This window comes from Planococcus maritimus (genome assembly GCF_001687625.2).
Lineage (GTDB): Bacteria > Bacillota > Bacilli > Bacillales_A > Planococcaceae > Planococcus > Planococcus maritimus.
This window is the reverse complement of record NZ_CP016538.2, coordinates 607,120-620,159: the sequence shown is the minus strand read 5'-3', so window position 1 is coordinate 620,159 and position 13,040 is coordinate 607,120. Positions and strand designations below refer to the sequence as shown.

The window sequence follows — 13,040 nt, the reverse complement described above, 5'->3', positions numbered from 1 at the left end:
ATACGGGCGGTTTTTCGTTTCCCTCCAATCCATGAAATACCGTATAATGGAAGCAACGAGAAACGGAAGGGGAGATGGCGGATGGCCCTGCAAAATTTAATCAAAAAACGCATGCTCGTATTGATCGGCTTGGTACTCGCCGCAGCGTTGATCATCGCGCTCGTCTGGAGTTCGAATACGGTCGAAACGGCAGAACAAGCGGTGCGAGATGGCGACAATGACCTCGTCTTGACGCCTGTCTACGAACTGAACGGCCGTGCGCTGTTCTTTTTCATCCGCGACGATGACCAGTTCGGCGCGGCAACGGCGATAGAATCCTGGTTCGGCTGGCGTCTTGAGACCCGAACGGAAAGCACGATCCCCACTCTCGACGACCCGGACCGGATCAATAATTATGCGAGCCATGAAGATGGGTTCGTCTACGGGCTGTTTGATCCTACAGACGGCCGCCATGTACAGATCGGCGAAATGCCCGCTGACCAGCTTTTGCTGGGCGAACGCTTCCCGGCTGAGTTGCTCGAGGAAACCGGCCTGTCTAAAAAAGCGGTCTGGTTTACCGAAAACGCCCCAGAAGACCGCCCCCTTCCGCTCCAATTGCTGGATGCGGACGGACAAGAATTGCAGCGATTGGATATGTATTAAAAGAACCGCCCAGATCTGTCTGGGCGGTTTTGTTGATAGGTCCGTCATTAAAAGAGTAATTTTCGGTAGAGAACTTTTTCTCTTGAAAAATAGTAAATATTTTCTGAATTTTAAGGTATAATAATGAAACAAAGTAAATTGATACCACTAAACAAAATTCAACTACTAAGCGGGGGGGAAGATTAGTGAAAAAGATATGTGGACTATTGTTGCTTCTATTTGTTTTAAGCGGATGTGTAGATGGTGATAGATATGACTTCTCGGGCAGCAGTGAAAACTGGGATGTGTTTTATGTTGTGAATGTTTCTAATGGGAAAAATCAAGTAAAAGATGGAACAGTTAAATTTACCGGCGACGGCCAAGCCCCTGAAACAATCGAGTATAAATTCGAGACTACTTCAGGAGGTTCGGAAGGCACAGGCGTAACTTTATCCGATAACGTTGCTAGTATTGCTAACGGTTCGTGTGAAGGATGCGCTGTTATTCAAGAAGACGAGGAAATAGAAGTAGAAATTTTATGGGATGGAAAAACCGAAAATCTACTATTAACTACGGAAAAATAACATTACGGATATCAGTATTTTTTATTAAAGCTACCGATTAATATAGATAGCTTTGACTTATTTTCTATAAAAATTCGCCATCCTGTTGCTCACTGGATGGCGAATTTTATTTCATTATATTGAAATTTTATAATGTCATATACTTCTTTCACTACTGTGTAGCAGTAAAACACTCGATTTTCTTAGTTATAAATCTGGCATCCAAGAGTATTTTCAAAACTTCTCAGTATCTCTCTTTGCTTCCGCTTTCCCAATCGAAAAGCCGTCAAAAAGGCGTCCACCATAAGGTTCCAGCACGCTTTCGACAAATGCGATAATGTAGGCCGTTTCGTCGGTGCGGTAAAAATGCTCGAACGCTTCAACGAAACGAACGGCGAGTTCGTGGTCATGCGCTTCAAGTGAACGGATGACCCATTTGGATGAGCCGATCCATTTTTGCTCCGTGCGCAAAATGAATTCGCTCACCAAATCCGACAGCGTGTTAACACAAAACAATCGTTCTTTGCGGTCGTCACTGCCCCGTAAGTCGTCCAGCACGTCGGTGATGAAATAGCGTTTCGTGCGGATCGTATCCGCACTCCACGCTTCTGGCCCTGCTTCAAGCAACGCTTTCGCTTCTTGCTGGATGCTTTCCATGATCCCTGAATCTTTCAAGATGATGCCTTCGCTGACCATGCGCGGCATGCTCGGCTTGGCCGCTTTCCGGTCTTTTTCAAAAAACTCCTTGTACGAACGCAAATTATAAACAAATACTTCAACCGGCCAGCCATAAAACATGATGGACTCCCGATATGAACTCATGAGCGTTTCATCAAATACGACAATATCCAAATCTGACGTCGCTGTCTCTTGCCCGCGCACTACACTTCCTGCCAGCAGTGCCCCGCGGCAGTGACGGAAATTCGTTTCGACAAATACTTTAGCTGTGTGCATCGGTTCCCAACGTCGTCTCATTACTGTCCCCCGCATTCTCTTTCTCTTAATCTTTTCCTAGCATACCCTAGATGGTCCAGCTGTGCGCACAAAAATACAGACATTCCTGTGAATGCCTGCATGTCTGTTACTCATTCAAATCAGCTAGCGCGTTTCCAAGCGCCGGATAGCGGAAGCGAAATCCTTCTCGCACCAGCCGCTCCGGCACGACCCAGCGGCTTTTCAGGATCAGCTCAGTTTCGGTCCGAAGCGCAGCTGCCCCTGTTTCAAGCATCCACTTCGATGCCGGAAGTCCCGTCCGGCGGTTCATCGATTGCCGCAAGATTTTCATCCATTCTTTATTCGTTACCGGGTTCGGGGCAGCGGCATTAAAAACACCGGCGAGTTCATCGCGGTGCTGCACAAATCGAACCATTCGGTATAAGTCTTCAATATGAATCCAGCTAAACATTTGGCGGCCATTGCCTTGTTTTCCGCCGAGCCCATATTTCACCAGTTTGCGATAAGGTTCCATGACGCCTCCGTCACCAAGCACGATCGCGATGCGCAAGGCGACTTGGCGCGTTTTCGAGAGTTGAAATGAAAAAAAGCGGTCTTCCCAGGCTTTTGCGACTTCGACTGAAAAGCCGCGGCCAAATTCACCGCCGCCTTCAGTCATCGGGCGGTCTTCTGCATGACGGTAAATCGTCGCGGTGCTGGCGTTGACCCATACTTCGGGAGCCTTTTTGCACGCTTCGATCATGTGGCCCAGCGTTTCGGTCGTCTCGGTGCGCGAATTGAAAATCTCGCGTTTATTCGCTTCCGTGTAACGGCAATTGACGGATTTCCCAGCAAGGTTAATCACCAGCTTCGCCCCGTCAAGCGCATCCACCATCCCCTGGGCGTCGTCCCATTGAATGTGCCCCGATTGCCGTGAAATGATATAAACCCGATAGCCAAGACGTTCGTATTTTTCTTTTAAATACGATCCGATAAACCCTGTTCCGCCTGCGATGACTGCTTTTTTCACCATATTCTTACCTCTTTTCGCCGTAATTCTATCATGTTAGACGACGGACCCATGGGAATAGTTGCAGGTTTTTAGGAAATCGCTTGCCAAGCAAAGCAGACTGTTGAAACTGTTGATTTTTATTGAATTCGGTTACACTTATTTTTATGCGTTTCCTTAAATAAAGAAAGTTGGTGGATCTATTGAAGAAAAAGAAAGGCTTAACCTTTAAAGTCATCAGTGCCTTGATCTTAGGTGCACTCACCGGATTGCTGTTAAATCTTTTTGCGCCGGAAGTTTTCGCAATACTCAATCCTTACATATTCGTGCCGATTGGGCAAATCTTCCTCGCGCTCATCAGCATGCTCGTCGTTCCACTCGTGTTCTTATCCATCGTCCTCGGTACCGCAGGGCTTGGCGATCCGGCGAAACTCGGCCGCATCGGCATCAAGACCATTTCATATTTCTTGGTGACGACGACCATCGCCATCACGATCGGACTCGGCTTATCCGCACTCGTCCAACCAGGCGCTGCGGGTGATTTCGATATCGGCGCTGCGACGTATAGCCCGGACGAAGCCCCATCGATCGCTGATACCTTGCTCAACATCATCCCGAAAAATCCGCTTGAAGCAATGACTGAAGGCAATATGCTTCAAATCATCGTTTTCGCGGTCTTTGTCGGCCTCGCCCTCACCGCTCTTGGCGACAAGACAAAAGGCATTTTAACTCTCGTCGAACAGGGCAATGAGATCATGATGTATTTGGTCGGCATCGTCATGCGTTTTGCCCCGTACGGCACATTCGGCTTGATTGCCACGGCGATCGGTTCGCAAGGTCTTGCCGCTATCCAGGCGATGGGCTCGTATATGCTCGTCGTCATCGGCGCGCTATTAATCCACGCCGCCTTTACGTATGGCGGTACGGTCTACTTCATGGCGAAGAAAAGCCCGGTGTGGTTTTTCAAAACTTTCATGCCCGCCATGACGGTCGCCTTCAGTACTTCCAGCAGCACCGGGACGCTTCCGGTGTCGATGGAAGTCGCACAGCGTGACTTGAAAATTCCGAAGTCGATCAGTTCCTTTGTCCAACCGCTCGGTGCGACGATTAACATGGACGGCACAGCGATCATGCAAGGGGCAGCGACCATGTTCATCGCCCAGGCCTTCATGGTCGACTTGACGATTGGCCAGATATTGACTGTCGTCTTGACTGCGGTTCTTGCCAGTATCGGGACAGCCGGAGTTCCAGGTGTCGGCTTGATCATGCTCGCCATGGTCTTGTCGAGTGTCGGTCTTCCGGTCGAAGGCATCGGCCTCGTGCTCGGGATCGACCGCTTGCTCGATATGTCCCGCACAGCGATCAATATCTCAGGTGACGCAGCTTGTGCCTTGATGGTTGCAGAAACCGAGAAAAAGCACGGCTTGGAAACAGAAGAAGCCATGAACCCGCAAGAAGCATAAAATAGAAGTAAGCCTCCCGGCGGTGTCGGGAGGCTTTTTTTGTGGAAGGAAATTAGTTCTGAACCATCTACAAGCTTTTCTACTTAAGCATCGGCGAACTAGATACTAGTATGGGGAAGCGATTCCCCCACTAGCCGGCAACTGACTACAGAAGCAGATTTACTTATACAAGCAACATTCAACGAAATCTCTAAGCCGCCCAGCGCCAAGGGTGAAGCGAAGCAGTGAGACAAGCGCTCTTCTTGGCTTACTGTGGGAGCTCAACCCAAAGCCGGGCGGCGACTACTTCACTGAAGCGTCGATAAATCCAACAACGTCTCCACAAACAAACCCTCACTATCTCATATACACTCCTTCCAAAAAGCAGGAAGCGATTCCCCCTCCAGCCGATGGAAACAATAAAAGCACAAACAAGTGTCCAAAATTCATCTCAATGAAATCACAAAGCCGCCGAGCGCAAAGGGTGAAGCGAAGCAGTGAGACAAGTGTTCTTCTTGGCTCACTGCGGAAGCTCAACCCAAAGCAAGGCAGCGAATAGTAAGACGGACGACCCCCAAATTCTCACTATCTACTCATAAATTGCGCCATAATGCGATTTTCCCACTATCCTTATCTACACACCACCGAAAAAGCAGTGGGAGCGAATACGCAAGCGATAAAATATCACATCATCTTCATTCCGCAAATAAACCTCTTGGTCCCACAAACAAACCCCTTCATTCCACAAACAAATCGCTTAATTCTACAAAAGACTCGCTTTATTCCACAAACAAACTGCTTGGTTCCACAAAAACCACTTCATTCCACAAACAAACCCCCTCATTCCACAAACAACCTCATTCTTTCCACAAAAAAACTGCACCTCTTGGATGCAGTTTCAACCATATTTCTTCTGATGCTCTTTTTTTCGCTTCAAATAATCCTCATCTTCACGAATCTCGTCCCAGCGCTTCTTGAAAATCGCTGCCGACTCCGCTTTCTCTTCATCAATCTCGCGGTCTTTGATCGAACCGTCTTCGTTGTATTTGCGGCCGCCTTTGTAATTCGTATAGCGTCGTGCGCGGGTGTAGCCCATCTGGATGAATTTGCGGGCCATGTCCATGCCGACAAAATCGTCCTTCTTACGGTATTCCTCGAACAGCTCGGAAATCTTATCGCACGACTCCTGGGCGATGTCCGGCGTTTTGAAACGCCAATGCGGCAGGATTTCACCTTTATACGGCTCCACCATCAACACCCCTTGCTCGCCTTTGCCGACGCGATACAATTCGGGGTTTTTCCGCAAATCTAAATTTTTATAGTCCAAATCGTAATCGAATGCCATCGTGCACCCTCCTTTTGCAGAAACTATACCCCTTTAGACAACTTGAAAAACGGCATAAAAAAACCGCCTCTAGGGGCGGTGGTGCCTTAAGCGTGATGAATGCTCTTTTTCGAGAAGGCGTGAATATCGGTGATGATGTCTTTCAACGTATCAATCGACTTCAGTGGATCGCCGACAAAATCCATGCCGTGGTTCACGTCTTTTAGCACGTGCGCGTCCAATTGTTGATTGGCTTGCAGATCGTCCATTCGCGTCCGGTCGTAATAATGGTCTTTATCCCCAATAAAGCTGAGTGCCGGGTTCGGGCATTGCTTCATCGCTTCGAAGACCTCTGTATGTTTGAGCAGCGGCGTCAGCCAGACCGTTTTCGCGCCTGAAAATCTTGGGCGCTCGAGCTCATTCGCGAGTGCGATCGTACCAAGCGACTTCGCCACGAGGAAGAATTTTTCGTAAATGCTGCCCTTTAGCACTTGATCGATCACTTGTTTGACGTCGTGTTTGATGGCTTGTTCGATTTCTGCCATCGTGTAGGTGTCATAAAAAGGATGATTGTAATCGTAATTGATGCGCAAGATGTCGTATTCCTGTTCAGCAAGCAGTCGCTCCGTGTAATGAAATAACGGGCTTTTGGCTGTATAGCCGATGCCCGGCAGGAAAATCGCTAGTTTTTTGGTCTGGTCTTGATTAAAGACCAAGCTATATTGAATCGGCTGGCCCTGGTCGCTTTGAATCGTTCGGTTGATCGTTTTCATTGGTTCCACTCCTTTCCTAGTATTATAAAGGGTTTTATGTAAAATGCATGTAAATATTTCAAAGAATTCGAAAACTTCATGCCGGCTCGTTTTTCTATTCTGTTATAATATCCTTAATATGAATAAGGAGGCGGTTGTCGTGTGGAAAGGCATTCGCTGGACAGCGTTTTCGGTGCTTTTGGCTATCAGCGTCTTGTTTGCCGTCAAAGGCGTCCAGGTGTGGCTCATGCGCCATGCCACAGAACCGGTCGCGATCCAGTTTTATTTCTTTGAAATCGGCGAAGCGGTGCTGCCGGGCAATTTAGTGTCTTACGCCGTGGCGTTTTTTGTAGCGGCATTCATCACGGCAGTCGCCGCCTTTGCCTTTATCGCGAGGCGCTTGTTCGGATTTTAATTTGATCGGGAAAGAGGGATTGGATGCATACAGAAAAAGATAAAATGCTCGCCGGCGCGCTTTACCGGGCGGATGATCCGGTATTGGTACGCGAGCGCGTCAACGCGAAACGGCTCTTGCGCTTGTTCAATAAATCGATGGAGACTGACGGCCAGGAACGCAAGCGGTTCATGAGCCAATTGCTGGGCTCGAGTGGGGATCATTTGTATATCGAGCCGAACTTCCGCTGCGACTATGGCTATAATATCCATGTCGGCCACAATTTCTTCGCCAATTTCGATTGCGTGTTCCTCGACGTCTGCGACATTCGCATTGGCGACAATTGCCTGGTGGGCCCTGGCGTCCATATCTATACAGCGACTCACCCGCTCGATATCGAGCAGCGGCTGAGCGGAGTCGAATGCGGCAAAGCGGTGCGCATCGGCGATAATGTATGGATCGGCGGCCGTGCCGTCATCAATCCGGGTGTCACGATCGGCGACAATGCCGTTATCGCATCCGGTGCCGTTGTTGTCAAAGACGTACCGGCGAATACGGTTGTCGGCGGCAATCCAGCTATCGTCATCAAGACACTAGAACAGTAATCGCAAGCCCATAGGAAAGGGAAGCAAATCGATTGGATTTGCTTCCCTTTTTTTCATGCCTTCATTTGATTGCTCTGTACTGCTTGCTCGTGCTTGAGTAGCCATTCTTTGCGGCTCAAGCTGCCCGCGTATCCTGTCAATTTGCCGTTCGATCCGATAATACGGTGGCACGGGATGATGATGCTGATTTTGTTTTTACTGTTGGCATTCCCTACTGCACGGACGGATTTCTCGTTGCCGACTGCTACTGCGATGTCGCGGTAAGAAGCGGTTTTGCCATAAGCAATGCTCGGTAACGCCGCCCATACTTTTTGCTGAAATTCGGTGCCGGACGAAATGCATGGAACTGTGAACTCCGTGCGCTGCCCTTTGAAATATTCGTCCAGTTCCTGCAAAGCGGTTTGCAGCACTTGCGGCGTGTCTGATTGCACCATATGCAACGGCTGTTCCCGCTCGCTGAAATAAAGCGACACGATGCCTTGTTCAGTTCCGGTGATTTCGACGACGCCAATTGGCGATGGATAATCCACTTGATGCAATTCAGTCATAATAACACCCTCCATAAATAAAATGTCGCATATGCTTGCCAGCCTGTCCAAGGTTTCGCCAAGTCCTCAATCTCGGCGACGGTCGGTTTCCGCTCCATTCCTAGTTGCTGCTTTAAGGCATTGTGCAAGCCCACGTCTGTGATTGGAAACGCAGAATTGAAACGCAGGCATTTCATCATGACGTAATGTGCCGACCATGGCCCGACGCCTCTGATCGCCACCAATTGTTTTTCCACTTGCTGCTCGGTTTGGCCGATGAGCTCGTCTTTTACCAGGCGGCCCGACGCCAGTTTCTGCGCAATCTGGATCAGGTATTCTGCTTTTCTTCCCGAAAATTGCAGCGTTCTTAATTGCTCTACTTGCAGCGAAGCAATGGTTTCAGCGGAAGGAAAAGCCCAATAATCGACGTCACCCACCGTGAGCGACGACCCGAAGTTCTCAATCAAGCGCCGTTTCAAAGTATAGGCAAACGTCAAATTGATTTGCTGACCAATGACTGCCCACGACAAAGCTTCAAATAAATCGGGCAAGCCCATCACCCTGAGCCCGGCATGTTGCTGGACGACTTCCTGCAGTACCGGGTCGCTTGCGGCCATTGCGTAGAACGGCTGCAAATCCGTGTCCAAATCAAACCAGTCAGCCACATAACGCCGGACTGCCTGCTTTCCTTGTTCCGACGGCGTGTGATGCGGAAAGTCGATATGCAGTGCACCTTCTGAATAGCTCACGTTAAACAAAATGGACTCGTCTTCTACAGCCAGTAATTTGCTGATGCGCTCATCTAGAATCGTATGAAGCAACTCCTGATCGGAACGCCCCAGTATCGCCAGGCATTCCGCAAAATTAAAATCTGGCGGCGTGGCCACTCTCAGCCGTCTACCCATGCCGCGGCACTCCTTTCTCTTTCCGGTACTCGCCCGGGGATTGCTGTTTGTGCTTCCGGAATACTTTATAGAAATGAGACGTACTGTGAAAGCCGGTCTCGAGGCAAATCTCCAAATTCGTTTGATCGGTGCTCGCCAGTAAATGAGCCGCTTTGTCGATGCGGATTTTCTCCAAATAAGAGCGTGGCGTGTCACCTGTCTCCTGCTTGAACAGCCGGTCGACATACGACGGGCTCATGCCGATGTGCGCAGCTACTTCTTCTAAGCCGATTTTTTGCTGGTAATGGTCTGTTAAAAAGCTGATGACTTGCTGGTTAAATTCGACATAAGGCGAGTGATTGACTGCCGGTTGGCATCTTTTGCATGCCCGAAATCCGCGATGCTCTGCCTCTTCAGTCGAAACACAAAATTCCACGTTACGCTTTTTCGGTTTGCGCGAGCGGCAGGACGGCCGGCAATAGATCTTCGTCGTCTTCACGCAAGTATAAAACAAGCCGTCGTATTTCCGGTCGCAATCAAGGATCTTCTCCCACATTTCATCGAACGTAAACTTCGTTTTTGTTTCCATCGCCGCCGCCCCCTCTCTTCTCTTTATTGTATCTCTTTTCATTTTATCATTACACTTTGCCGTATTCGTCCTCGTTTTTGCACTTATGGTCGCGCCTGGCTCTCTTTAAAAGCTTATTGACAGCTGCTCTTGCCATACTATACCATTGAGTTAACTTATTTTATATATTGGTTAACTCAAAAAGAAGGGAATTATTTCACATGACACAGTCTAATAGCAAACTAAGAATGATGATTGTCACCGCTTTGTTCGCAGCCATTATCGGCATTCTCGCTCAAGTTACCATTCCGTTGCCGCTCGTGCCGATCACCGGGCAAACTTTGGCAATTGGGCTCGCCGCCACGATTTTAGGGGCACGTTACGGCACCTTATCGATTTTGGTTTATCTCGCAATCGGCGCTGCTGGAATTCCGGTATTCGCGCAACTATCCGGTGGTTTGGGCAGTTTGTTCGGGCCGACGGGCGGCTATTTATTCGGCTTTATTCCGACGGCTTTTGTTATCGGCTATTACCTGGAGAAAAGGGGCTTTACGCTCCTGAACGCGGTCATTGCGAACATCCTTGGCATGTTCGTCGCCTTGAGCTTCGGAACCGTCTGGCTAAAAGTGTTCGCCGAACTTTCCTGGACTGGTGCTTTTGTTGGCGGATTTGCGCCATTCATCCTCGTCGGTGTCATCAAAGCGGCGCTCGCTGCCTGGATCGGCATTTCCGTGCGGCAGCGTCTATCCTCTGCCCGCCTGTTGCCGACAACCGAGACGAAAAAGCATTCCGTATCGTGAATTTCAGCTAAGTGATGAGACGTACCTATTTCGGTGCGTCTTTTTGAAATTTCTTAAAAAGTCTTTTTCCTTTTAAGGTTCGTTTAAGCTTCGCGTTGCATACTGGCCTTGTACCAACATTGCCGACTGGCCGATAAACAATCTTGCGGCTCATGCAGCAATGAATCTATCTTAGGAGGAATAAAACATGAAGAAAAAATTATTTGCCTATGCTCTATCCGGAGCTCTGACTTTAGGAGCGGTTGGTGGCACGATGGCCTACGCATCCGACTCCTCGACTACTGAGTCTACAGAAACGACGACTGAAAACGCAGCCGAAACACGCAGCCATGGGCTCAGCCAACTCGACGAAGCGACTCAAGCTGAAGTGCAAGCCATTCAGGACCGCGTCAAGAGCGAGCTTGAGGAACTGGGCGTCGAATTCCCTGAAAAATTGCAGCGACAAAACCCGCTCGACGAACTTGATGAAGCAACTAAAACGGAAGCTGAAGCTATTTTCAGCCAATTAAAAGACGGCTCTTTGACTAAGGAAGAAGCGCAGGAACAATTGAGCGCGCTTGGTATCGAAGCTCCTGAGAAACAACAACGCCATGCGCAGTTCGATGGCTTGGACGAAGCCACTCAAGCTGAAGCGAAAGACATCCTTGAGCAAGTGAAAGACGAAACGCTTACTCGTGAAGAAGCGCAAACCGCTTTGGAAGCACTAGGCGTTAGCTTGCCTGAACGATCAGGAGAGCGCGATTTGTTCGCTGATTTAGACGAAGCCACAGCGGAACAAGCACAAGCCATTGTCGATGAAGCCGAAGTGGAACTCGCTGAACTTGGGGTCGACCGCTCGCTCTTCGGAAACCAACATCATGGCAAAGATCGCGGCCATGGCAAGAAAGGACCAATGGGTTCTTAATGGCGATGCATGACGCAACGATGGATCGATAAAAGTATTTTGCAGCTAATCAAAAATGGCGCCGGATTCCCTCCCGGTGCCATTTTTTTGGTTCATCCGTTTACTTCAGCGGGGTAGTCGGGTATGAAAGGAGAGTGTATATAAATAGAACCCAAGATTCTAAGGAGGAATTCACCATGGCAAACGAAAAAATACTTATTACTGGTGCTGGCACCGGATTCGGCAAAAACATCGCGTTCAGCTTGGCGGAACAAGGCAAATCTGTCATCGCGGGCGTTGAAATCATTTCCCAAGTATCCGCACTCGAACAAGAAGCGAAAGAACGCGGCGTGTCGATGCAAATCGAGAAATTGGACGTCACCAATTCAAAAGACCGTGAAAAAGCGTGGGGCTGGGACATCGATGTACTGGTCAACAACGCCGCAGTGTCTGAGGGCGGATCGCTTGTCGACATCCCTGAAGAAAACTTGCGCCGCCAATTTGAGGTCAATCTCTTTGGGCCGACTTTATTGACGAAAGGTTTTGCGCGTCAAATGGTCGAAAAACGCTCTGGCCGCATCGTTTTCGTCTCTTCTGTTTCTGGCTTGATGGCAGATCCATTGATGGGGCCTTATTGCGGCACAAAACACGCGACTGAAGCTTTCGCGGATGCTTTAAGCAAAGAGCTGCAGGAATTCAATGTGGAAGTGGCGACCATCAATCCAGGACCTTACCTCACAGGATTCAACGACCGCGAATTTGAAACGTGGAAAAACTGGCAATCCGACGCAGACGATACAGTCTTTGATTACGAAAAAGCCGCTTTCCCGTACGAACAATTCGACCCGAAAGAAGTCACGGAACCGTCGATCAAAGTGATTCTCGGCGAAACGAATCAATACCGCAACGTCATTCCGGAAAAAATGATTCCACAAGTGAAAGAACGCATGGAAAACATGTGGAACAAAACGACCAACGAAGGACTGGGCGAGCGTAACGAAACCGTCCAGAAATCGTATGATATCAAACCCGGTACGCCGGCTGAATAAAACATTTAAAACTGCCCAGGGGATTGATCCTTGGGCAGTTTTTTCATGACCATTGAAAAATCGGCGTCTCCATTTTTAGCCGGTCGCCCGGTGCCATTTGGAATCGAAGAAGGCATTCTCTGGATTTTTCTAGAACTAAACGATAGAACGAATAGGAGGACCGTGATCATGAACGACACAGAACTACTTTTACGAAATGATTATTTTTTGGCTTTCGAGAATTTCATTGAAGCCCCCGCCCCTGGACTTGCGCTACGTATTGTTTGCCGCGGCAGCGAGAACGAGACAGATCTATTGCTGAACCTGGACGGAACGGTGGACCGCTGGCAGATCGATTTCCACTCGTACGCTTACTATTCGGCGGTGGCTGAAGATTTCAGCATTGTTCCAGACGCTGAATTTTATGCAGACACTGCCTATCGCATATATGAAAATTCCCCTTTGCTCCGCTATTTGAAGCAACACACCCATTTGGCATCGCAAGAACAGGCACGTAAGGTCAGCTATCGGCATTTCATGTTTGCCTGCATGGAGCACCAAGTAGAGGTCATCTCCACAAATCCCCCTTCCATTCAGTTGCTCGAACCAAAAAAGAACGTTCGTTGACTTCCCATTAACAACTAGCGTCCGGTACTCAGCCGGGCTTTTTGTCATTATTCGCCATCCAATAAAATCGTGCGAAAAAT

At 48.9% G+C, this 13,040-nt stretch carries 16 protein-coding genes; 9 read left to right on the top strand and 7 right to left on the bottom strand.

Annotated elements, in window-relative coordinates; all coding sequences use genetic code 11:
- The first annotated feature begins 81 nt into the window (after positions 1 to 81).
- Positions 82 to 642 (top strand): hypothetical protein, encoded by a 561-nt coding sequence (locus BBI11_RS03240; RefSeq protein WP_068460578.1) that lies wholly within the window; start codon positions 82 to 84, stop codon positions 640 to 642.
- Positions 643 to 827: 185 nt separating this feature from the next.
- Positions 828 to 1,205, top strand: coding sequence for a hypothetical protein (locus BBI11_RS03235; RefSeq protein ID WP_068460576.1), 378 nt, complete (start codon positions 828 to 830; stop codon positions 1,203 to 1,205).
- Positions 1,206 to 1,418: 213 nt separating this feature from the next.
- On the opposite strand, the gene BBI11_RS03230 is transcribed toward BBI11_RS03235, so the two are convergent.
- Together BBI11_RS03230 and BBI11_RS03225 are read right to left on the bottom strand one after the other, a co-directional pair.
- A complete protein-coding gene (locus tag BBI11_RS03230) occupies positions 1,419 to 2,159 on the bottom strand; it encodes a nucleotidyltransferase domain-containing protein (RefSeq protein ID WP_068460574.1) in 741 nt (246 codons plus the stop codon).
- 106 nt (positions 2,160 to 2,265) lie between these two features.
- Positions 2,266 to 3,150, bottom strand: a complete 885-nt coding sequence (locus tag BBI11_RS03225) for a TIGR01777 family oxidoreductase (protein ID WP_068460572.1) — start codon at positions 3,148 to 3,150, stop codon at positions 2,266 to 2,268.
- Positions 3,151 to 3,329: 179 nt separating this feature from the next.
- Between BBI11_RS03225 and BBI11_RS03220 the strand changes: the two genes are divergently transcribed.
- On the top strand, positions 3,330 to 4,589 hold the full coding sequence (locus BBI11_RS03220; RefSeq protein ID WP_156889027.1) for a dicarboxylate/amino acid:cation symporter: 1,260 nt from the start codon (positions 3,330 to 3,332) through the stop codon (positions 4,587 to 4,589).
- A gap of 877 nt (positions 4,590 to 5,466) precedes the next feature.
- On the opposite strand, the gene BBI11_RS03215 is transcribed toward BBI11_RS03220, so the two are convergent.
- Both BBI11_RS03215 and BBI11_RS03210 read right to left on the bottom strand, forming a co-directional pair.
- On the bottom strand, positions 5,467 to 5,913 hold the full coding sequence (locus BBI11_RS03215; protein ID WP_068460568.1) for a DUF4385 domain-containing protein: 447 nt from the start codon (positions 5,911 to 5,913) through the stop codon (positions 5,467 to 5,469).
- Between the two features lie 86 nt (positions 5,914 to 5,999).
- Positions 6,000 to 6,665 (bottom strand): alpha/beta family hydrolase, encoded by a 666-nt coding sequence (locus BBI11_RS03210; RefSeq protein WP_068460566.1) that lies wholly within the window; start codon positions 6,663 to 6,665, stop codon positions 6,000 to 6,002.
- A gap of 139 nt (positions 6,666 to 6,804) precedes the next feature.
- On the opposite strand from BBI11_RS03210, the gene BBI11_RS03205 reads away from it, so the two are divergent.
- A complete protein-coding gene (locus BBI11_RS03205; RefSeq protein ID WP_068460565.1) occupies positions 6,805 to 7,059 on the top strand; it encodes a hypothetical protein in 255 nt (84 codons plus the stop codon).
- Positions 7,060 to 7,082: 23 nt separating this feature from the next.
- Positions 7,083 to 7,643 carry a maltose acetyltransferase domain-containing protein gene (locus BBI11_RS03200; protein WP_068460563.1) on the top strand — a complete coding sequence of 187 codons (561 nt, stop codon included), beginning with the start codon at positions 7,083 to 7,085 and terminating at the stop codon, positions 7,641 to 7,643.
- 53 nt (positions 7,644 to 7,696) lie between these two features.
- Here BBI11_RS03200 and BBI11_RS03195 read toward each other — a convergent pair whose 3' ends face one another.
- The 3 genes from BBI11_RS03195 to BBI11_RS03185 are packed head-to-tail and all read right to left on the bottom strand — an operon-like array spanning position 7,697 to position 9,643.
- On the bottom strand, positions 7,697 to 8,191 hold the full coding sequence (locus BBI11_RS03195) for a methylated-DNA--[protein]-cysteine S-methyltransferase (RefSeq protein ID WP_068460560.1): 495 nt from the start codon (positions 8,189 to 8,191) through the stop codon (positions 7,697 to 7,699).
- Positions 8,188 to 9,075, bottom strand: a complete 888-nt coding sequence (locus BBI11_RS03190; RefSeq protein WP_068460558.1) for a DNA-3-methyladenine glycosylase family protein — start codon at positions 9,073 to 9,075, stop codon at positions 8,188 to 8,190. Before BBI11_RS03190 ends, BBI11_RS03195 begins: the two co-directional genes overlap by 4 nt.
- The gene (locus tag BBI11_RS03185) at positions 9,068 to 9,643 is read right to left on the bottom strand and encodes a bifunctional transcriptional activator/DNA repair enzyme AdaA (protein WP_068460556.1); all 576 of its coding nucleotides are present in this window, start codon (positions 9,641 to 9,643) and stop codon (positions 9,068 to 9,070) included. The genes BBI11_RS03190 and BBI11_RS03185 overlap by 8 nt, the downstream gene beginning before the upstream one ends.
- Before the next feature lie 200 nt (positions 9,644 to 9,843).
- Here BBI11_RS03185 and BBI11_RS03180 point away from each other — a divergent pair, with 200 nt between their 5' ends.
- From BBI11_RS03180 to BBI11_RS03165, 4 genes are all read left to right on the top strand, one after another.
- Positions 9,844 to 10,422, top strand: a complete 579-nt coding sequence (locus BBI11_RS03180; protein ID WP_068460553.1) for a biotin transporter BioY — start codon at positions 9,844 to 9,846, stop codon at positions 10,420 to 10,422.
- A 187-nt stretch (positions 10,423 to 10,609) separates the two neighbouring features.
- The gene (locus tag BBI11_RS03175) at positions 10,610 to 11,326 is read left to right on the top strand and encodes a hypothetical protein (protein WP_068460550.1); all 717 of its coding nucleotides are present in this window, start codon (positions 10,610 to 10,612) and stop codon (positions 11,324 to 11,326) included.
- 176 nt (positions 11,327 to 11,502) lie between these two features.
- Positions 11,503 to 12,354 (top strand): SDR family oxidoreductase, encoded by an 852-nt coding sequence (locus BBI11_RS03170; RefSeq protein ID WP_068460548.1) that lies wholly within the window; start codon positions 11,503 to 11,505, stop codon positions 12,352 to 12,354.
- Positions 12,355 to 12,522: 168 nt separating this feature from the next.
- The gene (locus tag BBI11_RS03165; RefSeq protein WP_156889026.1) at positions 12,523 to 12,960 is read left to right on the top strand and encodes a hypothetical protein; all 438 of its coding nucleotides are present in this window, start codon (positions 12,523 to 12,525) and stop codon (positions 12,958 to 12,960) included.
- Positions 12,961 to 13,040: the final 80 nt, after the last annotated feature.